The 23,088-nt window shown below is 64.1% G+C and carries 24 protein-coding genes, 2 tRNA genes and 1 other RNA gene; 9 read left to right on the top strand and 18 right to left on the bottom strand.

Annotated features, from left to right (window positions below):
- Positions 1–67: 67 nt before the first annotated feature.
- From QYQ98_RS06535 to QYQ98_RS06525, 3 genes are read left to right on the top strand one after another with little or no spacing between them, the layout of a single operon-like run.
- A complete protein-coding gene (locus tag QYQ98_RS06535) occupies positions 68–1,204 on the top strand; it encodes a DNA polymerase III subunit epsilon (protein ID WP_302006084.1) in 1,137 nt (378 codons plus the stop codon).
- A gap of 47 nt (positions 1,205–1,251) precedes the next feature.
- The gene (locus tag QYQ98_RS06530; RefSeq protein ID WP_302006083.1) at positions 1,252–2,565 is read left to right on the top strand and encodes a MurT ligase domain-containing protein; all 1,314 of its coding nucleotides are present in this window, start codon (positions 1,252–1,254) and stop codon (positions 2,563–2,565) included.
- On the top strand, positions 2,558–3,304 hold the full coding sequence (locus QYQ98_RS06525; RefSeq protein WP_302006082.1) for a type 1 glutamine amidotransferase: 747 nt from the start codon (positions 2,558–2,560) through the stop codon (positions 3,302–3,304). Before QYQ98_RS06530 ends, QYQ98_RS06525 begins: the two co-directional genes overlap by 8 nt.
- Here the strand turns inward: QYQ98_RS06525 and recR are convergent.
- From recR to QYQ98_RS06510, 3 genes are all read right to left on the bottom strand, one after another.
- The gene (gene recR / locus QYQ98_RS06520; protein WP_302006081.1) at positions 3,301–3,927 is read right to left on the bottom strand and encodes a recombination mediator RecR; all 627 of its coding nucleotides are present in this window, start codon (positions 3,925–3,927) and stop codon (positions 3,301–3,303) included. The two genes, QYQ98_RS06525 and recR, sit on opposite strands and share 4 nt — an antisense overlap.
- A 9-nt stretch (positions 3,928–3,936) precedes the next feature.
- Entirely contained in the window at positions 3,937–4,296 is a 360-nt protein-coding gene (locus QYQ98_RS06515) for a YbaB/EbfC family nucleoid-associated protein (RefSeq protein WP_302006080.1), read from the bottom strand.
- An 89-nt stretch (positions 4,297–4,385) separates the two neighbouring features.
- Entirely contained in the window at positions 4,386–6,923 is a 2,538-nt protein-coding gene (locus tag QYQ98_RS06510; protein ID WP_302006079.1) for a DNA polymerase III subunit gamma and tau, read from the bottom strand.
- A 93-nt stretch (positions 6,924–7,016) separates the two neighbouring features.
- Between QYQ98_RS06510 and QYQ98_RS06505 the strand changes: the two genes are divergently transcribed.
- Entirely contained in the window at positions 7,017–7,268 is a 252-nt protein-coding gene (locus tag QYQ98_RS06505) for a CopG family transcriptional regulator (protein ID WP_302006078.1), read from the top strand.
- On the opposite strand, the gene QYQ98_RS06500 is transcribed toward QYQ98_RS06505, so the two are convergent.
- Together QYQ98_RS06500 and QYQ98_RS06495 are read right to left on the bottom strand one after the other, a co-directional pair.
- A complete protein-coding gene (locus tag QYQ98_RS06500) occupies positions 7,265–8,659 on the bottom strand; it encodes an FtsX-like permease family protein (protein WP_302006077.1) in 1,395 nt (464 codons plus the stop codon). The genes QYQ98_RS06505 and QYQ98_RS06500 overlap by 4 nt on opposite strands.
- Entirely contained in the window at positions 8,656–9,336 is a 681-nt protein-coding gene (locus QYQ98_RS06495) for an ABC transporter ATP-binding protein (RefSeq protein WP_302006076.1), read from the bottom strand. Before QYQ98_RS06495 ends, QYQ98_RS06500 begins: the two co-directional genes overlap by 4 nt.
- Positions 9,337–9,428: 92 nt before the next feature.
- Here QYQ98_RS06495 and QYQ98_RS06490 point away from each other — a divergent pair, with 92 nt between their 5' ends.
- On the top strand, positions 9,429–10,106 hold the full coding sequence (locus QYQ98_RS06490; RefSeq protein ID WP_302006075.1) for a sensor histidine kinase: 678 nt from the start codon (positions 9,429–9,431) through the stop codon (positions 10,104–10,106).
- Positions 10,103–10,747: a response regulator transcription factor gene (locus QYQ98_RS06485; protein ID WP_302006074.1), complete on the top strand. Its 645-nt coding sequence runs from the start codon at positions 10,103–10,105 to the stop codon at positions 10,745–10,747. The genes QYQ98_RS06490 and QYQ98_RS06485 overlap by 4 nt, the downstream gene beginning before the upstream one ends.
- Positions 10,748–10,869: 122 nt before the next feature.
- Here QYQ98_RS06485 and QYQ98_RS06480 read toward each other — a convergent pair whose 3' ends face one another.
- The 5 genes from QYQ98_RS06480 to ffs all read right to left on the bottom strand — a co-directional run bounded on the left by QYQ98_RS06480 (position 10,870) and on the right by ffs (position 13,667).
- The gene (locus QYQ98_RS06480; protein ID WP_302006073.1) at positions 10,870–11,025 is read right to left on the bottom strand and encodes a hypothetical protein; all 156 of its coding nucleotides are present in this window, start codon (positions 11,023–11,025) and stop codon (positions 10,870–10,872) included.
- Positions 11,026–11,095: 70 nt separating this feature from the next.
- Positions 11,096–11,233 (bottom strand): hypothetical protein, encoded by a 138-nt coding sequence (locus QYQ98_RS06475; RefSeq protein ID WP_302006072.1) that lies wholly within the window; start codon positions 11,231–11,233, stop codon positions 11,096–11,098.
- Between the two features lie 404 nt (positions 11,234–11,637).
- Positions 11,638–12,210, bottom strand: coding sequence for a hypothetical protein (locus tag QYQ98_RS06470; protein WP_302006071.1), 573 nt, complete (start codon positions 12,208–12,210; stop codon positions 11,638–11,640).
- Positions 12,210–13,481 (bottom strand): aminotransferase, encoded by a 1,272-nt coding sequence (locus tag QYQ98_RS06465; protein WP_302006070.1) that lies wholly within the window; start codon positions 13,479–13,481, stop codon positions 12,210–12,212. The genes QYQ98_RS06470 and QYQ98_RS06465 overlap by 1 nt, the downstream gene beginning before the upstream one ends.
- An 89-nt stretch (positions 13,482–13,570) precedes the next feature.
- Positions 13,571–13,667: signal recognition particle sRNA small type (gene ffs, locus QYQ98_RS06460), an RNA gene on the bottom strand.
- A gap of 156 nt (positions 13,668–13,823) precedes the next feature.
- Here ffs and QYQ98_RS06455 point away from each other — a divergent pair.
- Positions 13,824–13,912: transfer RNA gene (locus QYQ98_RS06455), tRNA-Ser, on the top strand.
- Positions 13,913–13,986: 74 nt separating this feature from the next.
- On the opposite strand, the gene QYQ98_RS06450 is transcribed toward QYQ98_RS06455, so the two are convergent.
- Together QYQ98_RS06450 and gluQRS are read right to left on the bottom strand one after the other, a co-directional pair.
- Positions 13,987–14,709: an RraA family protein gene (locus QYQ98_RS06450; RefSeq protein WP_302006069.1), complete on the bottom strand. Its 723-nt coding sequence runs from the start codon at positions 14,707–14,709 to the stop codon at positions 13,987–13,989.
- 45 nt (positions 14,710–14,754) lie between these two features.
- On the bottom strand, positions 14,755–15,687 hold the full coding sequence (gene gluQRS / locus QYQ98_RS06445; protein WP_302006068.1) for a tRNA glutamyl-Q(34) synthetase GluQRS: 933 nt from the start codon (positions 15,685–15,687) through the stop codon (positions 14,755–14,757).
- Between the two features lie 19 nt (positions 15,688–15,706).
- On the opposite strand from gluQRS, the gene QYQ98_RS06440 reads away from it, so the two are divergent.
- Positions 15,707–16,381, top strand: coding sequence for a queuosine precursor transporter (locus QYQ98_RS06440; protein ID WP_302006067.1), 675 nt, complete (start codon positions 15,707–15,709; stop codon positions 16,379–16,381).
- A 451-nt stretch (positions 16,382–16,832) separates the two neighbouring features.
- Positions 16,833–17,531, top strand: a complete 699-nt coding sequence (locus QYQ98_RS06435; RefSeq protein WP_302006066.1) for an endonuclease domain-containing protein — start codon at positions 16,833–16,835, stop codon at positions 17,529–17,531.
- Positions 17,532–17,725: 194 nt separating this feature from the next.
- On the opposite strand, the gene tgt is transcribed toward QYQ98_RS06435, so the two are convergent.
- From tgt to QYQ98_RS06405, 6 genes are all read right to left on the bottom strand, one after another.
- A complete protein-coding gene (gene tgt / locus QYQ98_RS06430; protein WP_302006065.1) occupies positions 17,726–18,991 on the bottom strand; it encodes a tRNA guanosine(34) transglycosylase Tgt in 1,266 nt (421 codons plus the stop codon).
- Positions 18,988–21,438, bottom strand: coding sequence for an MMPL family transporter (locus QYQ98_RS06425; protein ID WP_302006064.1), 2,451 nt, complete (start codon positions 21,436–21,438; stop codon positions 18,988–18,990). The genes tgt and QYQ98_RS06425 overlap by 4 nt, the downstream gene beginning before the upstream one ends.
- Before the next feature lie 94 nt (positions 21,439–21,532).
- A tRNA-Ser gene (locus QYQ98_RS06420) sits at positions 21,533–21,620 on the bottom strand.
- Between the two features lie 66 nt (positions 21,621–21,686).
- Positions 21,687–21,899 (bottom strand): CsbD family protein, encoded by a 213-nt coding sequence (locus QYQ98_RS06415; RefSeq protein ID WP_302006063.1) that lies wholly within the window; start codon positions 21,897–21,899, stop codon positions 21,687–21,689.
- Positions 21,900–22,027: 128 nt separating this feature from the next.
- A complete protein-coding gene (locus tag QYQ98_RS06410; protein WP_302006062.1) occupies positions 22,028–22,501 on the bottom strand; it encodes a nucleoside deaminase in 474 nt (157 codons plus the stop codon).
- Between the two features lie 26 nt (positions 22,502–22,527).
- On the bottom strand, positions 22,528–23,052 hold the full coding sequence (locus QYQ98_RS06405) for a tRNA adenosine deaminase-associated protein (protein ID WP_302006061.1): 525 nt from the start codon (positions 23,050–23,052) through the stop codon (positions 22,528–22,530).
- Between the last annotated feature and the right edge of the window lie 36 nt (positions 23,053–23,088).

The following is a 23,088-nucleotide window of genomic DNA, read 5'->3' as shown; positions in this document are numbered from 1 at the left end:
ACGGCGGTGGCCATGCCGGCGGCGCTAGCGACGATCTGCCTCCACCTCAACCGATTTTTGAACTCCAATGGTAAAAAACGACACCCCCACTCCCCGAGACTCCGGACCTGTTTCCGGGCCTACTTCCCAGCCAGGGCGGCCTGAAGGATCGGAGACGAAGCACGAACCTGGCCCTGCGCAGTCAACTCCGCAGGAACCGAGCCTGACGCAGCAGTTCCCGTTTGCCGCGTTCACAGCGCAGACCACGAATATCCACCCGAGCAGCGGCCGCCTAATCACGTTGGACGGCGTCGCGTTCGACGATTCCGGTGTGGTCGGGGAAGAATTTCACGCTGTTTTCAACGTCGGCGGAGATCCCGGCCCGATGCACACCCATGGTGTGCGGCGCAACGATTTCGAGCGCGCCGCGAAATTTTCCCGTCACCTGAAAAAGCTAGACCGATTCATCGACGGCCGCACCCTCGTTGTCCACGACGCACCGCTCGTGTGGGGCTTCATTGTGTCGGAGGCGCGGCGCGCAATGAATGCCGCGGCGCGGGCGAATCGGTCGCGGAACCGTCGTCAAGGCCGCCGCAGGCAGCGGGTGGGGCATGTGCCGCGTCCGGAGGCGATCGTGGATACGCTGGCGTCCGCACGCAAGCAGGGTGCAGTGCTTATCGACGAACGCCTCGAAGCCGTCGCCTCCCTCTCCGGCGTGTCTGTGCCGCCTGCCGAAGCCTCCGCCCAACGCGCGGCGCAGCCAGAGGAAGAAACGTCGCGCGAGCGCACCCTCGCTTTGGTGGGGTTGTTCCTGGCGCTTTCTGAAGCGGGGCCGCTGGACACCCGCACCACCGACTCCCTTGCTCCCGACCGTTTTAGCCTGCAGCGTTCGCAACTGCGCGTGGACGCGGAGAAAGCGCCTGCGCAGCATGGCAATCCCGGCCAGTTCACCGATAAATCCGGACTGCGGCCGGGCATGGAAGTCGTTGTCTCCGATGACATCCGCACCGACCACGACGAACTGATTCAGGCTATCCTCGATTTGGAAATGAACTACGCGGAGAAGCTCACCCGTGAAACATCGCTCGTTGTCACCAACGCGACCGGCGACCCGGCCGACCTGCGCGGAAAGGCGATGCACGCACAACGTAAAGGCATACCGCTGCTCACTGACGAGCAGTTTCTCGACGCTGCGGACGCGGCGCGCGACGCACGCGGCCGCTGACGCGCTCCTGAACCATCGTGACGGCCTGATGGTCTAGGGTTTAGCCCATGAATTCGAGCACAACCGGTTCCGGTTCGCAGAACCGGGCGGGCCAGGCAGGCGTGTTCAAGCGCCTGCGCAGTACCGCGGCGGTGACCGCAGCGAAGCTGGCCACAAAGGCTTCGCGGGCTTCAGGCCGCGGCGCCGGCGGAATGATCGGCGGCTTAGTGGCCGGCGCGATCGACCCCGGGATCTTGGAACAGCTCGGCGGCGGCCGCCCGTCTGTGCTGGTCACCGGCACCAATGGCAAATCGACCACGACGCGCATGCTTGCTGGGGCGATCGGGTCGCAGCACACTGTGGCCACCAACGAAGGCGGCGACAACATGGACGCCGGGATCATCTCCGCACTCCTCGCCGGGGAGAAAGCGTCGCATGTAGTGCTCGAGGTCGATGAACTGCATGTGCCCGCAGTGGCGGACAAGCTGAACCCGACGGCTCTCGTGCTGCTGAACCTCACACGCGACCAGCTCGACCGCGTCGGCGAGATCAACTCCATCGAACGCGCCCTCCGCGGTGCGGTGGAAGCGCACCCGGACATGACCGTTATCGCGAACTGCGACGACGTGCTGGTCACCTCGGTCGCCTTCGACGCGCCGAATGTGGTGTGGGTCTCCGCCGGGCCGGGCTGGGTGGGCGATTCCGTGTCCAACCCGCGCGGCGCCGGCCACATCGTCCGCACCGACGACGACTGGTACGCCACGAAACCGCTAGACGACGGCCGCGAATTCCGCCGCCCCACACCCGACTGGACTATCACCGACGAGGGCCTGACTGCCCCCGACGGAACGACGTTCCCGCTGAACCTCGCGCTGCCGGGACGAGCCAACCGGGGCAATGCCGCCCAGGCGATCGCGGCGGCGGTGGAGGCATTTGGCGTCGATAAGCAGGACGCGATAGGCGCGGCCGAGCGTGTCGACGATGTTGCGGGCCGCTACACCACCATCCCCTGGAACGGCCGCGACGTGCACTTACTCTTGGCGAAGAACCCCGCCGGCTGGCAGGAAGCCCTGTCCATGGTCGACCGCGACGCCGACGGCCTCGTCATCGCCGTCAACGGACACGAAGGGGACGGTGCCGACCTGTCCTGGCTGTGGGATGTCCGTTTCGAAGACTTCGAGGGCATCGCCGTCAAAGCCTCCGGCGAACGCGGCACCGATCTCGCTGTCCGGTTGCTATACGCCGGTGTCGAGCACGAGCTCATCCACGACCCGCTCAAGGCCATCGCCGACTGCCCGCCCGGGCGCGTCGAGGTGCTGGCGAACTACACCGCGCTGCTGAATCTGAAGAAAGCGCTCGAGAAAGAGGTCTCCCATGGCTGACACGCTCACAATCGGCCTTGTTCTCCCCGACGTGCTGGGCACGTACGGCGACGACGGCAACGCTCTCGTTCTCCGCGGCCGCGCCCGTATGCGCGGCATCAACGCAGAGATCCTGCCCATCAAGCTCGGGGAAGCAGTGCCGGAGGACCTCGCGGCGTACACACTCGGCGGCGGCGAAGACAGCGCACAGGTGCTCGCCGCTGAACACCTGTGCGCCGACAAGGGCCTGATCCGCGCCGCAGCGAACGGCCGCCCGATCTTCGCGGTGTGCGCCGGGCTCCAAGTCCTCGGCGAAAGCTTCCACGCCCAGGGCAAACAGGTCCAAGGCCTCTCGCTTATCGACGCCACAACTACCCCCCTGCCCTCCCGCGCCATCGGTGAAGTCGCCTCCACCCCTGTCAAAGCCGGAGTGGCGAAGCACCTGACTCAGCCGCTCAGCGGGTTCGAGAATCACCTGGGTGGCACCGTCCTCGGCACCGACGCCTCCCCGCTGGGCACCGTGACAGCCGGGCAAGGCAACGGCGGCAACGCGGATTTCGGCGCCGCGAACGGGCAGAGCCACGAAGGGGCCGTGCAGGGCAGCGTCATTGCCACCTACATGCACGGGCCAGCGCTCGCCCGCAACCCTGAGTTGGCCGACCTGATTCTCGCCCAGGCCATGGGCGTTGCTCTGTCCGACCTCGAGCCGTTGGAGCTGCCGGTGGTCGACCGCCTGCGCCTCGAGCGCATGGGCCGCTAGAGCTGCAGGCGTCCCGTCAACGCACGGGAGAGCGTGAGTTCGTCGACGAACTCCAAGTCGCCTCCGAGGGGCATTCCCGATGCCAAGCGCGAGATGGTCAAATCCGGGAAATCCTTGAGCAAACGTGCCAGGTAAGACGCTGTCGCCTCCCCCTCGGTGTCGGGGTCCGTGGCCAGAATAACCTCGTGGATGTCCGGCGCATCGTCACCGTCCCGGTCAGGCAGAACGCCGCCGATTCGTTGCAGTAGGGAGGAAATAGCCAAGTCTTTCGGTCCCACATTCGCCAGCGGATCGAGCGCTCCGCCGAGCACATGGTACCGCCCTGAATATTCCCCGGTGCGCTCAATGACCTGGATATCCTTCGCGTCCTCAACGACGCAGATGAGGCCCGCATCACGTCCGCTGTCTGCGCAGACGCGACATACCTCCTCACGCGACACGTTGTTGCAAATCCGGCAGAACGTGACACCGTCACGCACCGCGCCGAGCGCGCTGCGCAGACGGTCGATATCGTCCGGGTCCGTCTTCAGCAGGTGGAACGCAATGCGCTGAGCGCTTTTCGGTCCCACTCCGGGGAGGCGGGAGAACTCGTCGATGAGGTCCTGGAGAGGGCCTTCAAACATAGGGCGGGACTAGTTTCCGCCGAACATCTGGGTGAAGTCGTTGCCCTCACCCGGAGCCTGCTGGGTCAGCGGGCCGATCTTCTCCTGTGCGAGCTGGCCGGCCTTCGTGTGGGCATCACGGTAGGCGGCAAGAATGAGGTCCTGGAGCGTTTCCACGTCCTCCGGGTCAACTGCCTCCGGGCTAATGGAGAGGTCGGTGATCTCCGCTCCACCGGTCATGGTGATGTTCACCAGACCGCCGCCAGCGGTGCCCTGCACGGATGCGGCGAGGATCTCCTCCTGCGCGCGCTGGATCTGAGCCTGAACCTCAGCCGCCTGGCGGATGAGTTCCTGCATGTCGGGCATACCGTTCTGATCGGGCTGAGTCATTGGTCGTTGACCTTTCTTGAACGCTTGAATAATGATTTTTCACGCGACTGTCAATATCGGCCGCGTCCGCCGACTAGTGTACCGAGCGCTTACAATGGCCGTGCGCCCAACTCTTCCGCCAGCAGATCCATTGCCACCTCAGTTGGGTTACGGCGGTCGAAAGTGCCTTCCTCCTGGGACTGGTCAACCATGTCCCGCTCTTCATCCTCGCGCGAGTACGGCGCCGTTTCCTCTTCCGCCGGCGGTTCATCTTCCGGTTCCGGCGGCAGCGGTACCCCGCTGCTGAAGCTCGTTCCCCCGCCGAATCCGGTGTTCGGCCCGACCCCGGGCTGGCGTTTCTCGGCCACTGCCGCCGCAGTATCGGCCCCGCGGACGGAGGCATCGTTTCGGGACTCCGGCCTGGACTGGGAATCACCTGGTTCCCCGGCGCTCCGGGCCACCCCAGCATCCGGGTCACCATCATCTGTGGCCGCCGTCGCGGGCGTTGTCCCCCACGGGTCGTACTGCACCGGGGCCGGAGCCGGTTCAGGTGTCACGGGTTCGGTCTCGGCCGATACCGAACCGTCACTCGTCGGGGTCGGTTCGCCCGGTTCAGCGCCGTCGGCAGCGTACGGCTCGTCACCAGTGTCTTCGCTGGGTGTAGGGGCATCTCCCGGGGAATCCGAACTGCCTACGGCAGCGTTTGCCTCCTCCCGCGGCGTTTCCGTCCCCGAGGGGGCGGCTGATACTCCAGGATCCGGCTCAGGATGAGTCCGAGGCGGGCTCCACACGCGCGGCTCACGCGTGGGGGCCTCAAAGCCCGCGGCTTTTGGGTCAGTACCCACCACACAGCGCACCGCGATCTCGGTGCCGAGCTTCTCGGTCAGGACCGCGGCAATATCGTCGTTGTTGTGCTGTGAGTTGATGCTGTTCGCGAGTGCACCAGTGTTATGGCCGACGACGAGAGTCGTTCCCTCCATTCCCAGCGGCTGGGCCTCGGTCAACATGATTTCCGCGACCTTGTTGCGCTCACCGACTGACTGCCGCAGAGTGATCCATTCCTTCCGGATGCGTTCCATGAGCGCCGTGGGATCGACATCGGCACCGGATTCGCCCTCTGCACCAGAGGCGGAATGTGCGTCCTCGGCTGTCTCTACTGCGGCAACCGGCTCGGAGGCCTTCTGCTGTGGTTTCTCCTGCTGCTCTGACTGCTGGAACCGCCCAGGCTGCTGCCGTTCCGCTGGCACCTGTTCCTTCGCCGGTGATGATGGCTCAGGTCGGGAAGTCTCCTCCGGAGCCTCGGGTTGGCGTCTCGGCTGGGGGGCAGGCTCCTGCTGGAGCTGCGGCTGCGGGTGCGGCCGCTCTGGCTTCTTTTTCGGTGCCTCGCGCGGAGCGGGTGTCGACTGGGAGGTCACATTAGCGGTGGCCTGAACGGCGGCAGCTGCCGCGAGCGCCGCTGCCGCTCCACGGGGCTGATCGCCCATTCCAGTTGCTTCTGCTGCTGCGTCTTGGATCTCGGTGAGGCCGGCAACGGCGGCTGGTGCCTGCGTACCGGTGGCCACGCCGAGAAGATGGGCCATCATGATCTCCAGGAGCAAGCGCGGAGATGTCGCGCCACGCAGGGAGGTGATGCGCTCGTTGACCTCGGTGGCTAGGGCGGCGAGCTGGTTGCCCGGGAATTTGTCGGCCTCAGCCGCGAGGATCTCAGCTCGGTCCGTGGGGGCATCGACGAGCCCTTGGCCGAAAGCATCCGGCACCGCGTGAATGATCATCAGGTCGCGCAGACGGTCGAGCAGGTCAACGGCGAAGCGGCGGGGCTCGTGGCCCGCCTCAATGACATCGTCGACAGCCTGGAACAGCGCGGCAGCATCGCGGGCAGCGAGGGCATCCACCGTTGCGTCGATAAGCGAAAGATCGGTGACCCCGAGAAGCGGCAACGCGAGCTCATACGTCAATCCGTCGGGGCCGGCTCCTGCGAGCAGCTGATCCAAAATCGACAGTGTGTCACGCGGCGATCCTCCGCCCGCGCGGATGACCAATGGGTAGACGTCCTCGTCGACCGTGACGCCTTCCGCCGCAACCGTGCGCTCGACGAGCTGGCGCATCGCCTGAGGCGTGAGCAGGCGGAACGGGTAGTGGTGCGTGCGCGAGCGGATCGTGCCGATGATCTTCTCCGGCTCCGTCGTCGCGAAAATGAACACGAGGTGCTCCGGCGGCTCCTCCACGATCTTCAACAGGGCGTTCGCGCCCGCGCCTGTGATCATGTGGGCCTCGTCGATAATGAACACGCGGTACCGTGATTCCGCCGGCGCGAAATACGCACGTTCGCGCAGCTCACGCATCTCGTCGACACCGCCGTTCGACGCGGCGTCCATCTCCGTGACGTCCAGGTTGCCCGGCCCGCCCGGCGCGAGCGCGACGCACGACGGGCACACCCCGCACGGCGTCGACGTCGGTCCTTCGACACAGTTCAGCGAACGCGCCAAGATTCGTGCCGACGACGTCTTGCCCGTCCCCCTCGGCCCCGAGAACAAATAAGCGTGGTTGACCCGCCCGTTGTCCAGCGCCGTGGACAACGGGCGCGTCACCTGCTCCTGCCCAATCATCTCGGCGAACGAGGCTGGGCGATACTTCCGGTACAAAGCCACGGTTTCACCCTACTAGGCGCCCGCGACACCCACCGTGGGTCAGACCGCGATCGGGCATTGCCAGCGCAGATATTTTCGTTATACAGTATTGTCATGCCTGTGAACGCCAGCCAAGAGCAGATCGACGCTTGGGTCGCCGAAGCCGAGATCGGCTACGACCCAGAGCTCCTGAAGAAGCGTGGCCGCGGGCGCCCGGGGCGCGGATCGACTCCAGCACAGGTCGTCGCTGTCCGCCTCACCGACGACGAACTGAAAGCACTCGACGATCTCGCCACTGAGAAGAACGTGACCCGGTCCGAACTCATCCGCCAAGCGATCAACACCTTCACTGGCAAGCTCCGCTAGTCGTTCAGCCGGCCGGTCTCGGAAAGCACCCGCTCGCGGAGCTTGCCGGTGGCGGCGACAGCGGCGACGCAGCCGGCGAGCGCCAGCACAATCAGCGCGGCGAAGAGGGCGTGCTGCAGCAGGAGTGCGTCGACAGATGCGATGACCATCGCTAGTCCCATCATGCTGCCCATGCCGAAGCCCATGAGGGTCACCAGAGCCATCGGGATTCCCACCTCGCGGATCGCCACGGAGGTGTGGAACTTCGCGGGCGCGCCGATGAAGTAGAGGGACTTGGTCAGCTGCTTTTGCTCCACCACAGCCAACGCCTGGGTAAGCAGCGTGGATGCGATAAGCAGAACGGCACCGAAGACAGCGGTGATAGCCACGCCGGAGGGAATGTCGGAGGTGACCATCTTCAGGGCGGGGTCATCCTCGATCTGCGGGACGGCGGAGAACCCGCTGCCAGCACCCGCGATGAACGCGACGAAGTATAGCGCGGCGACGCGCTTCCAGGTCGTCCTCACCCCGCGGCCGACGCGGCGGGTGGCCACGTAGGTGGCGGAGCCGGGCAGTAGGTAGCTGATTCGGGCGATCAGCTGAATCACTCCGACAGCGACGAGCGCATTGACCATCAGCACACCGGCGACGACAACGAGCATCACGAAGAACTCGGTGGCATCGGCCTCCGGCGCGATGGACAACGTGTTCAGGTAGCGGTACAGGGCAATAGCCGCCGCCAATGAGATGACCAGAGTGACCACGCTTTGTCCCTTCGGCGGAATCTTCTTAGTCACGCCCAAGGGGGTAACAGCCACACGGCGCAACGCGATCCAGACGGACGCAGCGGCGAGGGCGAGCACCACCACCCAGGCGACGGGCACGACCCACCAGGTGAACATCTCCCAGGTGCCGATGCGTTTTTCCTGGAAGGTCAGCAGCGACCACGCGGGCACGCTGACCAGGTACAGCACGGTGCCGATGCCGAGGCCGACGAGCGCCTGGCGCAGGGCGTCGAGAATCATCATGCCGCGCACCTGACCGGAGGTAGCGCCGATCAAGCGCAGGATGGCCAGCTGCTCTTCGCGGCCCCCGAGATTCGCGCGCGCAGCCTGCGTGAGCAGGCCGAGCAGGGTGGGCACCACCAGCAACGACGCGAAGAGGGCGAGGAAGATATAGGGCATGGACAGTGGTCCGCCCGCGCTCTCCTGCACCTCAACGAGGCGCTCGTGCGGGTGCCAGTGGCGCTGCGCGAACATCCACGTGCCGGCGGCCAGCGTGCACAGAATCCATGTGGACACGGCGAAGGCCACGAGCGACAAGGCGCGGACCCAGCGTTCGCCGGTCTGGCGCTGCGCACGACCTTCGCTCGAGGAGGACTGCGCGGCAGTCATCAACGTCATCGCGCTCATGCCGGAACCCCCTTCGAAGCGCCCTCGGAGTGGATCAGGCCGTCACGGATCTCGATCCGGCGGTCGCACCACCGCGCGATCTTCGGGTCGTGGGTGACCAGTACGAGTGTGACCCCAAATTTTTTGGTCACGGCGGTGATCTGCTGCATCACCTCGTGCCCGGTGGCCTGGTCGAGCGCGGCGGTGGGCTCGTCGGCGAAGACCACCGCCGGAGGACCGGCCAAAGCGCGTGCGATGGCGACGCGCTGACCCTGCCCGCCGGATAGCTGGCCCGGGAAACGGTCCCCAAAGTTCCCAAGACCAAGACGCGTGAGCATATCCGTCGCCTCCGCGTGGGCTTTCGCGCGGGATTCACCGCGCATGATCTGCGGCAGCGCCACATTCTCCTTCGCGGTCAGCTCGGGCATGAGCTGGCCGTCCTGGAAGATGAAGCCGAAGTGGTCGAGCCGGAGTTGGGAGCGGGAGGCGTCGTTAAGCGATGCGATGTCGCGCCCGTTGAAGCGGACCTCGCCGTGGTCGGGGACGAGCACGCCTGACATGCAGTGGAGCAGCGTCGATTTGCCGGAGCCCGACGGGCCCATGATCGCGACGGACTCGCCGGGGCCGATATTCAGGCTGATTCCTTCGAGGACCCGTTGCTGGGTGAATGATTTGGTGATGTCGTTGAGTTCAAGCATGGTTCCTATTTCACCGCGTGCCGCGCGCGGCCACCATCGTGCAGGCTCCCAAATACGGGTAGTGCCAGCACTACCCCGCTACCCTCGCAATCATGTGGCGGAAGAAGAACCACGAAGCCGAGGCCGCGCGGGCGATCCACGAGCTGACGGCCTCGCGGCGCAAGATCGCGGAAGCGTACGAGGTCGAACGCCTGCGCATCGAGCGCGACCTCCACGACGGCGCGCAGCAATATTTCGTGGCGGCCGCGATGAAGCTCGGCGAAGCGCAGCTCGACACCGATTCGCCACTTCTCGACGCCGCCGCCCGCGACCTCAAGAACGGCCTCGACGCCCTGCGCCGCACCGTGCGCGGCATTCACCCACGCGAGCTGACCGACCGCGGGCTCGTCGAGGCAGTCGAAACAGCAGCCGCGCAGTACGGCCCGCACGTCACGGTCCGCGCGCCGCACCCACTTCCGCTTATCGACGACTCCGTCCTCGCCGCCGCCTATTTCTTCACCTCCGAAGCCCTGACCAATGCCGCGAAGCACGCGCCGGGCGCACCTGTCAGCGTGCTGATCACCAGCGACCACACGCTGAATGTCGCAGTGACCGACTCCGGTGACGGCGGCGCGCGCTTCATGCCCGGTGGCGGCCTGGACGGCATGCGCGAGCGGATCGCCGCTTTCGGGGGCGGAATCGAAGTGAATTCACCCAACGGCGGCCCCACGACCATCGCCGCGCGGATACCGTTGCTGCTGTACCGAGGAGAAAGCGGGTTAGCTCAATGAAGATCGTGATCGCCGACGACTCCGCACTGCTGCGCGAGGGTGTCGCTGGTCTGCTCACCCGGCGCGGCCACGAGGTGGTCGGGCAGGTGGGGGATGCGGAGGCGCTGCCGGGAGCCGTCGATAAGCATGCTCCCGACCTCGTGATCACTGATGTGCGCATGCCGCCCACAATGCGCGACGACGGCTTGCAGGCCGCTCTGAAGTTGCGCGAATGCGGCCCAGTTAATGTGCTTGTGTTGTCGCAGTACGTCGCGCCCGCATACGCCCGCGAGCTGTTCTCCGAAGGCGACGGCGGCACCGGCTACCTGCTCAAAGACCGCGTTGCGGAGGTGAAAGACTTCGTCCATGCGTGCGAGACCGTGGCCAGCGGCGGCGTGGTCATCGACCCGGATGTGGCCAGCGAGCTCATGGCCGCCAGCTCGCAGTGGCTGACCACGCTCACCCCACGCGAACGTGAGGTCCTCGAGCTCATGGCAGACGGCCTTTCCAATGCCGAAATCGCCGAGAAGCTCTACTTCTCCGGTGCCGCGGTGGCCAAACACGTCTCCAGCATCTTCTCCAAGCTGGGGCTCACACCCGACGAAGAGAACCGCCGCGTCCGCGCGATCTTGATGTACCTGTCCGAGCGCGGCATCAGCTAGATCCAGCCTCCACTCCACAGGCCAGCCCTGAGCGCCGCAGGGCCCGCAACTGCCGAGGACGACGGACTAAAAAACGAAAAGGCCCCACCATACGGTGGGGCCTACGCGTGAAACGCGCCACCTTAGGCGATCAGGCCCAGGAGCTGGGAAGCGCCGTCAGCGATGCTGACCCACGGGCCAACGAAGACGTATGCGAGGTCGTAGGCGGACGAGCCGGTCTCGCCCTCAGCCTTGGCAATCTCGATTGCAAACTTGCCGATCTTGGCGATGATTTCCATTATGACTCCTTAAAAGCGTTGTGTGGTCCTGAAAGAGGATGGTTGGGTGGCTGCGGCGAACCGCAAGTTGTTAGGCTACGGTTTTGATGATCTTGGCGATTTTGCCGGTGATGTCGAAGAGGTCAGCAACGCCCTCGGCGACCTTGCCCCAGCCTTCCCAGGTGGTGACGAAGTTGTCCAGGTGGAAGATGATGGTGTCCAGATCCATGAGAAACCCTTACGATATCGGATTCGGTTCTGCGCGTTACTGCGCAGAAATCTTGAATGATGACTGCCTGATCCTCGAGGCGCTTTAACGGTACCTCGAGAGTTCGTACAGTCAACTGTTATTCTTCACACTTTTCCTGTTGTTAACCTTGCCATTGGAGCCTGCCGCCTTCTAGAGGAGAGAGCCCCTACACCGGATCAGTAACCCATTACTCAAGATTCATACGCTTTACTTTTACTAACGCTAGGCTAATTTCAGCCGACGCTTTCCGGCGCCACCGAGCTATACTCCAAGCCCTTAGCGAGCCAAGGAACTAATCTCACGTTAAATAACAATTAACCTGGAATTCGGTTTATGGCTCCTCGAAACTGCACTCTTCGCCACTTCGGAACGGCGTTTGCCCGCTATCCTCGGGCCCAGTCCCCGATGTTCGTCTGCCGGCGATGCAGTCGGCGCTCGAGCACCTCGAGGCCCTGCTCGGAGGCGATCTCGTATTCGTCGTCGGTGAGCAGCACCAGCTCCAGCAGCAGCGTCATGCGTGCCGGGGCACCGTCGTCGGTGGCGGGCTCGTTGACCAGCGGCGTGCCGCGGTCGAAGATCTGCGGTTCGCGCAGCAGGCCGTGGTTGACGGTCAGCGCCGGATCGTTCACCAGCCCCGGAAGCGCCGTTCCCGGCTGCCCCGGAATGCCTGCGGTGACCAGCGTGTTCCACGCACCCGCGACCGCCATGACGCGCTGTTGCGGGGTTGCGCCGTCGGCGGCGCAGATGATCTCGCAGCGCACCTCGGTTGCGGGACTAGCACCGGGCGCTTCCGCCGCCGGGTCGTCGACAACGAGACCGCTATCGATCTCACTGAACCCGACACTGACAGCCGCAGGGAGCACCGGCGCGACACCGATGGTCATGCCGTTGACGTTCAGCAGCTCCATCGGACCGAGAACGTCGGTGAGCCAGGCGTGTGTTTCGGCGGGAGTCACTAGCCTTCGAGCTTCTCCAGTGCTGCGAGAAGCACGCAGGTGGCCACGCCGTCCATGGCGGTGCGGACTTCGTCGATAGGCGGAAGTGATGGCGCAAGACGGATATTGCGGTCGTTCGGGTCCTCGCCCTTCGGGAATGCGGAACCAGCCTTGGTCAGCGTGATGCCGGCCTCGCGGGCGAGCTCCCACACGCGGTGGGCAGTGCCGTCGACGACGTCCAGGGAGATGAAGTAGCCGCCGGCCGGAGTGGTCCAACGCGCGACCTCGTACTCGCCGAGGCGGCCCTCGAGGATTTCCAGCACCGCGTCGAATTTCGGTTTGAGGATCTGCGCGTGTTTCTGCATCAGGGCACGCACGCCGTCGGCGTCGCCGAAGAATTTCGCGTGCGCCAGCTGGTTGATCTTGTTCGGGCCGATGCCGCGGATCCCAGCGATGGAGGCGTACCAGTCCAGGTTCTCCGTCGACGACGCGAAGAAGGCCACGCCGGCACCTGCGTGCGTGATCTTGGAGGTGGAGCTCATCACCCAGAAGCGGTTCGGGTTGCCCGCTTCCTCCGCGATGCCGAGCACGTCGATGATCTGGGGGAAGTCCTCAGTGAAGATGTGCACGGCATAGGCGTTGTCCCACACGATGCGGAAATCCGGTGCCGCCGTCTCCATCGATGCGAGTGCTCGCACGACCTCGTCGGACACAGTCGCGCCCGTCGGGTTGGCGAACATGGGCACCACCCACATGCCCTTAACTGCCGGGTCCTTGGCCAGCTCGGCGACGGCATCGACGTCAGGGCCGTCCTCAAGCATGGGCACGGTGACCATCTCGAAACCGAACTTCTCCGCAATGGCGAAATGGCGGTCATAGCCCGGGACCGGGCAGATCCACTTCACGGTCTCCTCTTCGCGCCACGGACGCTCCGAGTCGTTGTTGCCGAAGATGAACGACCAGCTGACCAGGTCGAACATGATATTCAGCGACGAGGAATCCTCCGCGTACAGGTTGTCCACCGACACTCCGATGAGCTCGCCCCAAATCTCCCGGATGTCCTTGATGCCCTTGAGGTTGCCGTAGTTGCGCACATCCGCGCCGGCGGCGTCCACGTAATTGCCCTTACCCGGCAACTCCAACAGGTCATTGCTGAGGTCCAGCTGCTCCGACGACGGCTTGCCGCGCGTCAGGTCCAAGTCCAGGTTGCGGGTCTTGAGCGTTTCGTATTCCTCGCGCACCTTCGCCGCGAGTTCCTCACGGGCAGCGGCGTCCAGATCGAGCAGGGACATCGTGGGATCACTTCCTTCAAAGGAGTGGACTTTTTACGACGCCCAGATTACATGCGCCCAGCGCCCCTAGCCCCACCGGATCCGGGCAAAATAAAGGGACCCCACGCACCTGCCAGAGCTCGCTGACCCTTGCTGCGTTCCCGCCCTGGGGGAGTTCACAAGATATGCACCGCGTGAGATCCTGCGGGCAAGTCTAGTAGCTCGCGGCAACCAGTTCAAAAAGCACGCATTCCGCCTATCGACGCCCCACCCCACCACCAATTTTGTCCCCACCCCGGTATCCGCTAAAGTGGTGGCTCGACGCGCTGCGCAGGCCATGCTTGCACGGCGAGGAACGTCGCTGGAGGATTCGACTAGCGGCCTATGTCACACGCCTGGAACGCGTGCGGGTTTCACGACCCTCGTGGGTTCAAATCCCACATCCTCCGCCAAAATCTGTGCCCCGCTCCCAGCCTGGGATGCGGGGCACAGCTATTTCAGCACCTGTTTCGGCGCAGCGGAGGTTCTAGCGCTCCTCCGCCACCTCACCCTCGGTTTCAGGCGTGACGGTGCCGGCGACGAACTGACCGACCTCGCCGCGCTTCTTCGCGGGTGCCCACTCCTCCTCGATCTTGCGGAAAAGCTCCTTTTCATCCTTCTGCTTGTCGGCGATATTGTCCAGCACTTCTTGGATGCGCCCGGCAGGAATGACGGTGACACCGTCGTTGTCGGCAATGATCAGGTCGCCGCCTTTCACGACTGTTCCCGCGCACGCCACCGGGTAACCCACCTCCGAGGGACCGAAGCGCGTCGGGCCCATCGGCGTCGTGCCGGTGGCGAAAACCTGCAGTCCGTATTCGTTGAGGTCGTCGACATCGCGGACAGGACCGTCGACGACGCAGCCGAGCACACCAGCCTCGGCCATCATCTTGCCGATCTGGCCACCAATGATCGCGGAGCCGTCTGCGCCGCGGGCATTGACGACGAAGATGTCGCCCTCCTGAGCGTCGTCAAGCGCGCGCCACACACCCAAATTGTCTCCAGGAGTGCAGTTGATGGGAAAGGCGTTGCCGATGGCGCTGCCGGTGCCGATAATGCGGCGGATGCGCCCCGCCATGGTGGTCAGGTGGCCGAGGGTGTCGCCGACAACGGCGGCCTCAGCATCGCGCAGCTTCTCTAGCGTGGACAGGTCGTAGCGTTTCCAAGGGTCGTTAACACGGACGTTGGACAGATCTGCATCGAAGAGCATGCCTCCGACACTATTGCGCCAAAAACGTTAGCGCAGCGCATACGCTCAATTTCCGCTCTTGTCCTCCCACACCCAGGGATCCCGGGACAGCGTCGACGGATCAAAACAGTCGAGCAGTTCCTCCAGCGACGCCGCCTCCAGGTATCCCAGCGATGCCGCGAGCTGGCGGACGACACCCTCAACACCACTGCGTTCCGCCATTTCCCGCAGGGTCACGGCACCGTCGCGTTTGGCCAGCCTGCGCCCATCCGGTGCGACCACGAGCGGCACGTGCACGTACTCGGGTTCCGGGTATCCCAGTTCATGAGCCAGGTAAGCCTGCGCAGGCGCAGAACCGAGCAGGTCGTCGCCGCGAACGATCTGGTCGACTTTCTGGAAACCGTCGTCAACCACCACCGCGAGGTTGTACGCCCAGTCCCCGGTCTGCACCTGGTTCACATTGCCGCCCCGTTTCAGAATCACATCATCGACGGGCCCAGTGAACTCACCCGCGTAAAAGTCCTGCACAGTCCACTTATCCACGCGCGCACGGAGACGGACCGCGGGGAGGCGGCCGGATTCGGCTAGCTGGGAACGTCGATAAGCGCGCTGCTCTTCCGTGAGGTCGCGGCACGTGCCCGGGTACATTCCCGGCTGGGCGTGGGGCGCGGACGCGGCCTCGCGGATGTCGCGGCGAGAGCAATAACATTCATACGTGTCCAACTTGGCGAGCGCCTCCGCATACGCCTCCCCGCGATCATGCTGGTACACGACCGGCTCATCCCACTCAATGCCGAGCGCCGCGAGATCCTCGAGCTGGCGCTGCGCGGACTCCATGCTCGAACGCTCCGAGTCGATGTCCTCCACCCGCATGTAGAACTTGCGGCCCGACTGGCGCGCGAAAAGCCACGCCAAAACCGCCGTGCGCAGGTTGCCGAAGTGGAGGTCCCCGCTCGGACTCGGGGCATAGCGACCAGCTACGGCTTGCTCACTCTCCATATGTGTAATGATATTGCGCATGTCACAACCACTTTCCCACCCCCACCCCGTCTCCCGCTCGCCCTACCCCTACCTGCTCGCGGTATTCTGCGCCGTCTTCCTGATCTCCAACATCACTGCCCAGAAAGGCGTCCAGCTCGGACCGCTCATCACCGACGGTGCATTCTTCCTCTTCCCCGTCTCCTACGTGATCGGCGACGTCATCGCTGAGGTCTACGGCTTCAAAGCCGCACGACGCGCCGTGTTCACCGGCTTCGGTGTCGCCGTGATCGCCGTCCTGTCCTTCTACATCGCTATCTGGCTACCGGCCGCGAGCTTCTACGACATGCAGGACACCTTCTCCGCAGTTCTGGGCCTGCTACCGCGCATCATCCTGGCATCTCTGACCGGTTACGTCGTCGGTCAGCTGCTCAACGCATGGGTACTGCAGAAAATGAAGGACCGCTTCGGCACCGACCGTCTCTGGGCGCGCCTGATCGGCTCCACCATCGTCGGCGAATTCGCCGACACCCTGCTGTTCTGCTCCATCGCAGCCGGCGTCATCGGCATCGACTCCGCCGGGGCGTTCATCAACTACGTCGCCGTCGGATTCCTCTGGAAGACCATCATGGAGGTCGTGCTGCTCCCCGTCACCTACCCAACCATCGCCGCCGTGCGCCGGGCTGAGGAGCGCACTAGCTCGGTTACCGCGTAAGGGTTCACGGGAGAGGCGCGTTCCCCCTGACGTCTTGTCACAGATCCAGCTACTTGGAACCAGCTAACCGTCCATTTTGGAGCGAGTAGCTGGATCCATGTAGCTGGATTCTTCATTTCCAGCTTCACACTCGTAGTGCACCCTCGGCTCATGCTTGCTACTGTCCGAGGCAAGACGCGCGCTTGGGGGAGCGCGCCAGGAGGGGGGAACGATGAACTATGCCCATCTTCGGGCCTTGCTAGTGCCGCGGGGCCGCGTACACGAGCAAACGTGCGTGAGGCTGTCTGCGACGAAATTTATCCGGTCCACTGACTGGGCCACATTGAAGAACTTTGAGCAGGAGTATCTCCGGTGCTATGCGGCCGCGACGACTGCGCACAAAGCCGTCCTCGTAGGCCGCTCCGCTGCCCGAGTAGCAGGCCTCTGGGTAGTGCCGGCACATTCCGAGGTCGTGGAGCTAGCCCAGCTGTCGGGTCGACCGCCATCAACAAAGCAATGGCCACGTGGCGTGCGCTACCACCACATGCCAGTGGACAACAGCGACTACCGAGAACTGTCAGTCGAGGACGGGACTGGGGCCAGCACACTGCGCATCACCCGGGCGCAGCGCACAATCGTCGATGTCGCACGACTTCACGGCCTACGCCATGGTGTTATCGCCCTTGACAGTTGGATGAGCGGTGAAACTCGCGCCAATACTCAGATCCAGAAGGAACTCATCGCCTCGGCCATCAGTCGCCTGGCGGGCAAAAAGGGTATTTTCGTGGCTCGCCAAGCGCTCGCGCTGAGTTCAAAACTTTCTGAATCGCCATACGAGTCACTTTTCCGAGTCATCCTTGCAGAACACGGAATCACTGCCCAGCCTCAGATGTGGATCGGCCGCCGCAACCGGGTTGACCTGCTCTGGGGGCAGCTCGTCATCGAAATCGACGGAGAGTCGAAGTACGAAGACGTTCCACACGAAACTGTGCTTAAACAGCTCAAACGGGAGAACTGGATCAAAGAACAAGGATACGAAGTGCTTCGTCTCTTTCCCGCCGACATTCTCCGAGACGAAGAAGGGTGTGTTAGGCGCGTCATCGAGGCAAAAGCTCGAGCCGACCGCAGAGGCCCGGTTCTCGTGGCTGCCAGTCAAAAAAGGCCGTTTTAGGCCACTGCGTCAGCCCGCCGGCCGAGTGCGTTTACAAAACCAGCTACTTAGATCCAGCTAGTCGGGGTGAAAACGGCGAATAGCTGGATCCAAGTAGCTGGATTCGCGCTTGAAACCGCAGCCGAGGGGCTGGGGGGCGCGCCGGTGCGCGGGCAGAGCGGGCGCGGGCAGAGCGGGCAGGCCCGGCCTGCGCGTTAACGCCCCGCGTAGTAGCGCCCCAGGAACTCGTCGCGGTAGGCCTCGTAATCGCCGGCGTCGATGGCGGCGCGAATGTTGTCCACAAGCCGCACCATGAATTCGAGGTTGTGCATGGTGCACAGGGTTCCGGCGAGGTACTCTTTCGCGCGCAGCAGGTGGTGGATGTAGGCGCGGGAGTAGTGCTCGGAGACGTATCCGCCGAATTCTTCGTCTACCCCGGCGAAGTCCCGCTTGAAACGGGCGGCCATGAGATTCATGCGTCCGTCCAGGGTGTACACGCCGCCGCGGCGGCCGAGGCGGGTCGGGGCGACGCAGTCGAAGGTGTCGGCACCGGCCTCGATGGAGGTGAACAGGTCGTCGGGTTCGGAGATTCCCAGCAGGTGGCGGGGCTTGTTTTCGGGGAGTTCGTCGGTGACCCAGCCAACGATGGTGCCCAGGTTCTCTTTCTCCAATGCGCCGCCGATGCCGAAGCCGCCGAAGCCGCGTCGCCCCTCAGCGCGGGCTTCTTCGTCCAAACCGATGAGACCGCGGGTGGCTTGCCGGCGCAGGTCCTCGTACTGAGCGCCCTGCACGACACCCCAGAGGGACTGGAGAGCTTTGCCTGGGCGCGCCTGGGTGAGGCGGTCGTGTTCGACGAGACAGCGCTCTGCCCAGAGGCGGGTGCGTTCGATGGAGTGGTCCTGGTAGGCACGGGTATCCACGAGGGTGGTCAGCTCATCGAAGGCGAAGATGATGTCTGCACCCAGCTGGTGCTGGATCTGCATGGACACCTCGGGGGTGAACCGGTGGGAGGAGCCGTCGATGACGGATTTGAAGTCGACGCCGTCGTCGTCGACACGCGCCATGCGGTCCTTGTTGGCGGCGCGAATGTCCGCGTCGGTCAGGCCCGCGACGTCCATGGCCAGGATTTTTTTGAAGCCGACCCCGAGACTCATCACCTGGAAGCCGCCGGAGTCGGTGAAGGTGGGACCGTGCCAGTTCTCGAAGGCGGCTACTCCGCCGGCTTCGTCCACAGTGTCGGCGCCGGGCTGGAGGTAGAGGTGGTAGGCATTCGACAGAATCGCCTGCGCGCCAGTCTGGCGGATCTGCTCCGGAGTCAGCGTTTTCACCGTGGCCTTTGTGGCCACCGGGACGAACGCGGGGGTTGCGATGTCCCCGTGGGGGGTGTGAATCACACCTGTGCGGCCGTGGCGTCCCGGCGCCTCGTCGAGGCGGGTGCCCACGTCGAAGGAGAGGTCGCTGGCGGGGGTTATTTCGGTCATGCTGGGGCATGGTCCTTTCCGGAGCCGTAGCCTTCGGCGACACGGCCTTCAAACTGCCGCTCGAGCGCCTCGCCTTCGATGTCGAGGTTGGGCAGGATCCGGTCGAGCCATTTCGGCATCCACCAAGTGGTCGTGCCCAGGATGAACATGGTGGCAGGGACAAGGGCCATGCGGACGAAGAAGGCGTCGAAAAGAACCGCTGCTCCGAGCGCGAAGCCGAAGATCTTGATGAACGGCAGCGGCTGGTCGATGAATGCGACGAACACGGCAATCATGATGATGGCGGCGGCGGTGACCACGCGCGCGCCGCGGGCGAAACCTTCGACGGTGGATTCGTCCACGGCATCGAGGACAGCTTCCGGGGAGTCGCCGGGGCGGTGCAGGCGCATGTACTGCTCGCGCATGCGCGTGACCAGGAAGACTTGGTAGTCCATGGCGAGGCCGAAGGTGACGCCGATGAGCAGGATCGGCAGGAACGACAGGATCGGTCCGGGGGTGTTCACCAGGCCGGTCACGCCTTTTTGGAACACGAGGACGGTCGCGCCGAAAGCAGCGCCAACGGATAGCAGGAAGCCCAGCCCCGCGACGAGCGGCACGAGAATCGAGCGGAAGACGATGATGAGCAGCAGGATCGCCAACCCCACCACGATGGCGAGGTAGAGCGGCATGGCGTTCGCGAGCTCCTCGGTGATGTCCATCTGCACAGCGGTGAAGCCGGTCAGTCCGACGTCAGCGCCGGTGGCATCCTCGATCTCCGCATCCGTCTCACGGAGCGCGTGCGCGGTGTCCACGGTGTACTGGTCGTCCGGCCCGGTTTCCGGGGTGGCTAGGATCTGCGCGGCCGTCATGTCGTCGTTAACGCCGACCAGCTGCGCGTGCCGGATTCCGGAGACGCTACCCGCGCGTTCCATCGCGTACAGGAAGGAGGACAAAGCAGCTTTTTGCTTATCGACGCCCTCTTCTCCCTCTTCCACCGCATCATCCGGGATGAGGCTCATGTAGGGGCCGAGCGCCTCCGAGTCCGGGTTCACGGTGTGGGCGTCGACAACGAGTAGGAACGGCGCGTTCACACCCGCGCCGAACCCCTCGGCCATGAGGTCGGCGGATTTGCGCTGCGTGGTGTCTTTGTCGCCGTTGGAGTCCGAGGGCAGGGACATCTCCATGTCCAGCACCGGCAGCGAGCACACCCCGAGGAAAATGACCACGCCCGCCATGACCACAGCTGGCGCTCGACGCACGGTGTTGACCCAGGTGCGGCCGAGTGAACGGGTGTCCAAGTCTTTGGCGGGACGGTTTCCGGGCCCGGGGTTGCCGGCGACACCGGGGATCTGACCTGCGAAGACCTTATCGCCGAGCAACCCCAGCAAAGCCGGCAGAAGTGTGATGGCCACGAGAACTGCGATGGCCACCGTGGCGGCAGCGGACAGACCCATCCAGGAGAGGAACTCGATGCGTGCCAGCACGAGCGCCACTAGCGCGGTGAAGACCGTCGTGCCTGCGAAGAGCACGGAGGATCCTGCTGTTCCGACAGCGAGGCCCGCGGCCTCCGGCCCCGGCAAGCGGCGCCTTTCTTGTTTGAAGCGCGAGAGGATGAACAGGGCGTAATCAATGCCCACCGCCAGACCGATCATCACGGCCATGATCGGGGTGACCTCGTTGAGTTCCGCGAAGCGGGTGGCCATGAGGATGAGGAATGTGCCGAGCCCCACTCCAATGACGGCTGTGATCACTGGCATACCGGCGGAGACCAGGGAACCGAAAGTGACCAGCATGACCACGAACGCGACACCTATACCGATGATCTCGCTCGTCGTCTTGATCTCGATCGGGTCACCGAACCCCGGGCCGCCCGCCTCGACCTGCAAGCCTTTGGACCGGCCGAGCTCTAACGCCTCGTTGACCACTGAACGCTCAGCGTCAGTGACCTGCATGGAGGTTTCCGCACCGAACTGGAAGGTGGTGTAGCCGATCCGGGCGTCGTCGGAAAGCAGGCGCACGTTGTGCGCGTCCGCTGTGGCGCGCTCCTCGGGCAGCCCCATCTCCGTCATCATGGAGACAATCTGTTCTGTCTGCGATTTGGACACAGTGACCGGGTTACCGAAGCGCTCGGTTCCCTTTATTCCGGGGAGGTTGTCCTCCACGTACGCGACTGTCTCATCGATAGCCGCCATGTTCCTGTCCTCGTCGAGGCGCTGCCCGTCGGGTGCTTTGAAGACGAGATTCACCGATGGAGCTTGAACTGGGTCGCTTTGACCCGGGAAATTCTCGCCGAGCGATTCCAGCGCGTCAATGGAAGGAGTTCCGCTGATCTGGAAATCAGACGAGAGCGGCTTTGACAGAGTCGCAGCGCCTGCGGCCCCGGCGGCGAAGAGAAGCAGCCACGCGATAATGACCTTCCACTTGTTCAGGAAGGACCACTTGCCTAGCCGGTAGAGGAACGTCGCCACGGGGATCCTTTCGCAAAAACAAGAAGTTCGTGGTCCGGTACGTTGATCGGCGATATTTCGCCGAATCTTACCTAAACCACGAACTTCTTGAAAATGGCGGTAGCGGCGGGATTTGAACCCGCGGAGGTTTTACCCTCACTCGCTTTCGAGGCGAGTACCTTCGGCCGCTCGGACACGCTACCGCAGAACAGAGTAGCGGTAGCGTGTCCCGGGAACCAAATTCTTAGGTACCTGCCCCAAGCGACGGACTAGTTCTCGTCGCGGGCATCCTGGATCTTGCCAGCGACCTCGTTGGCCTTGTCCTTGATCGCGTCGCCAGCCTCGTTCAGCTTCTCCTTGATGCCGCCGCCGAGCTGGTCAGCCTTGCCCTCGTTCTCCAGGGACTTGTTGTCGGTGACGTCGCCGAGAGCTTCCTTCGCGTCGCCCTTGACCTGGTCCAGCTTGCCATCGAGATCAGCCATGATGCTTCTCCTTCTAAATCGTTTTCGTTTACGTAGACCATCGTAGAGAGGTCGGCCTGACCATTCCGTAACAATTCAGTGTCAATCGCCCCGCCAGCGCATTGTGCCGTGCGACCGCAGGCGGTCGGTCAGCGGAGACGTTCGAAGAAGCCCGTCATTAGCTGGGCTGTCTCGGACTCGAGCACACCACCGCGGACCTCGACGGTGTGGAGGTGAGCGGGGTCGCGGAGGACGTCGATAAGCGAGCCCACAGCTCCCGTCTTGGATTCGTACGCGCCGAAGACGAGGCTTCTCATACGCGAACCGAGGATGATGCCTGCGCACATCGTGCAGGGTTCGAGGGTGACCACGATCTCGCAGCCGTCCATACGCCAGGTGCCCAAGGCGCGCGCTGCATTTCGCGTTGCGACGACCTCCGCATGCCCCGCCGGATCCTGGTCCGTTTCCCGCCTGTTCGTCCCGGTGGCGATCTCTGTCCCGTCGGGCCCGTAGATGACGGCACCGACAGGAATATCCGCCGCCGGCGTGGTGCGGGCCACCTCGATAGCGCGGCGCATCCGCTCTTCAGCGCGTCGCTCCAACTGGCTCGCCGAGTGGCTCATCGGGCCTAGCACCGACTCTAAATCCCCTAACGAAGCGTCCGGTCCAGTTCGTCGATGAACCCCAGCTCTTCCGCAATAGCATCGATGATGTCGGAGGGGTCGGCCTCGGTGTCGTCGATAAGCACGCTCATGATCTCCTCGCTCATGCCCACATCCTCGAGAATCCCGAAGTCGCCGTCGGCCCAGCCGTCTATATTGTCCAGCTCGTCGGGATCGATGTCGGGAATGTCGATGCCGGCGGTGTCTAAGATGTCCGCGGCGAAATCGTCGTCGACCGCCATCGTCGCGTCCGAAATCAGCACGCGCGTTCTCGACGGGCCGGGACGGACAATGACGAGGTATTCCTCCTCGACGTTGAGCAGCGCGAACGCCGCACCCTCGCTGCGGAGCGCACGGACCGCATTGACGGAGGTCGACAGATTTTCGAAGTCATCATCGAATTCCGCGACGACCCACTCGCCGTCGCGACGTGCCACAGTGACAGCGAAACCGTCCTCGGGTGCGCCGTCGTATCCGCCACCCTGACCAGCATGCCCTCGTCCGTCACTCATGCCTAGTCAGACTACTCGCGTTGTGGAAAACTTGTC

Source organism: Corynebacterium sp. P3-F1 (genome assembly GCF_030503635.1).
In the GTDB taxonomy this organism is placed as follows: Bacteria; Actinomycetota; Actinomycetes; order Mycobacteriales; family Mycobacteriaceae; genus Corynebacterium.
The sequence above is the reverse complement of the archived record's forward strand: the minus strand, read 5'-3'. Positions and strand labels throughout refer to the sequence as shown.

Excerpts from the sequence above, each read along its gene's own strand:
- QYQ98_RS06480 (WP_302006073.1), bottom strand. The coding sequence starts at position 11,025 with ATGGAAATCATCGCCAAGATCGGCAAGTTTGCAATCGAGATTGCCAAG.
- QYQ98_RS06410 (WP_302006062.1), bottom strand. The coding sequence starts at position 22,501 with ATGAGCCACTCGGCGAGCCAGTTGGAGCGACGCGCTGAAGAGCGGATG.
- QYQ98_RS06495 (WP_302006076.1), bottom strand. The coding sequence starts at position 9,336 with ATGCTTGAACTCAACGACATCACCAAATCATTCACCCAGCAACGGGTC.
- QYQ98_RS06465 (WP_302006070.1), bottom strand. The coding sequence starts at position 13,481 with ATGTCCCTGCTCGATCTGGACGCCGCTGCCCGTGAGGAACTCGCGGCG.
- QYQ98_RS06485 (WP_302006074.1), top strand. The coding sequence starts at position 10,103 with ATGAAGATCGTGATCGCCGACGACTCCGCACTGCTGCGCGAGGGTGTC.
- QYQ98_RS06475 (WP_302006072.1), bottom strand. The coding sequence starts at position 11,233 with ATGGATCTGGACACCATCATCTTCCACCTGGACAACTTCGTCACCACC.
- QYQ98_RS06530 (WP_302006083.1), top strand. The coding sequence starts at position 1,252 with ATGAATTCGAGCACAACCGGTTCCGGTTCGCAGAACCGGGCGGGCCAG.
- recR (WP_302006081.1), bottom strand. The coding sequence starts at position 3,927 with ATGTTTGAAGGCCCTCTCCAGGACCTCATCGACGAGTTCTCCCGCCTC.
- QYQ98_RS06490 (WP_302006075.1), top strand. The coding sequence starts at position 9,429 with ATGTGGCGGAAGAAGAACCACGAAGCCGAGGCCGCGCGGGCGATCCAC.
- gluQRS (WP_302006068.1), bottom strand. The coding sequence starts at position 15,687 with ATGGAGAGTGAGCAAGCCGTAGCTGGTCGCTATGCCCCGAGTCCGAGC.
- QYQ98_RS06415 (WP_302006063.1), bottom strand. The coding sequence starts at position 21,899 with ATGGCTGATCTCGATGGCAAGCTGGACCAGGTCAAGGGCGACGCGAAG.
- QYQ98_RS06535 (WP_302006084.1), top strand. The coding sequence starts at position 68 with ATGGTAAAAAACGACACCCCCACTCCCCGAGACTCCGGACCTGTTTCC.
- tgt (WP_302006065.1), bottom strand. The coding sequence starts at position 18,991 with ATGACCGAAATAACCCCCGCCAGCGACCTCTCCTTCGACGTGGGCACC.
- QYQ98_RS06515 (WP_302006080.1), bottom strand. The coding sequence starts at position 4,296 with ATGACTCAGCCCGATCAGAACGGTATGCCCGACATGCAGGAACTCATC.
- QYQ98_RS06440 (WP_302006067.1), top strand. The coding sequence starts at position 15,707 with ATGTCACAACCACTTTCCCACCCCCACCCCGTCTCCCGCTCGCCCTAC.
- QYQ98_RS06525 (WP_302006082.1), top strand. The coding sequence starts at position 2,558 with ATGGCTGACACGCTCACAATCGGCCTTGTTCTCCCCGACGTGCTGGGC.
- QYQ98_RS06405 (WP_302006061.1), bottom strand. The coding sequence starts at position 23,052 with ATGAGTGACGGACGAGGGCATGCTGGTCAGGGTGGCGGATACGACGGC.
- QYQ98_RS06500 (WP_302006077.1), bottom strand. The coding sequence starts at position 8,659 with ATGAGCGCGATGACGTTGATGACTGCCGCGCAGTCCTCCTCGAGCGAA.
- QYQ98_RS06505 (WP_302006078.1), top strand. The coding sequence starts at position 7,017 with ATGCCTGTGAACGCCAGCCAAGAGCAGATCGACGCTTGGGTCGCCGAA.
- QYQ98_RS06450 (WP_302006069.1), bottom strand. The coding sequence starts at position 14,709 with ATGCTCTTCGATGCAGATCTGTCCAACGTCCGTGTTAACGACCCTTGG.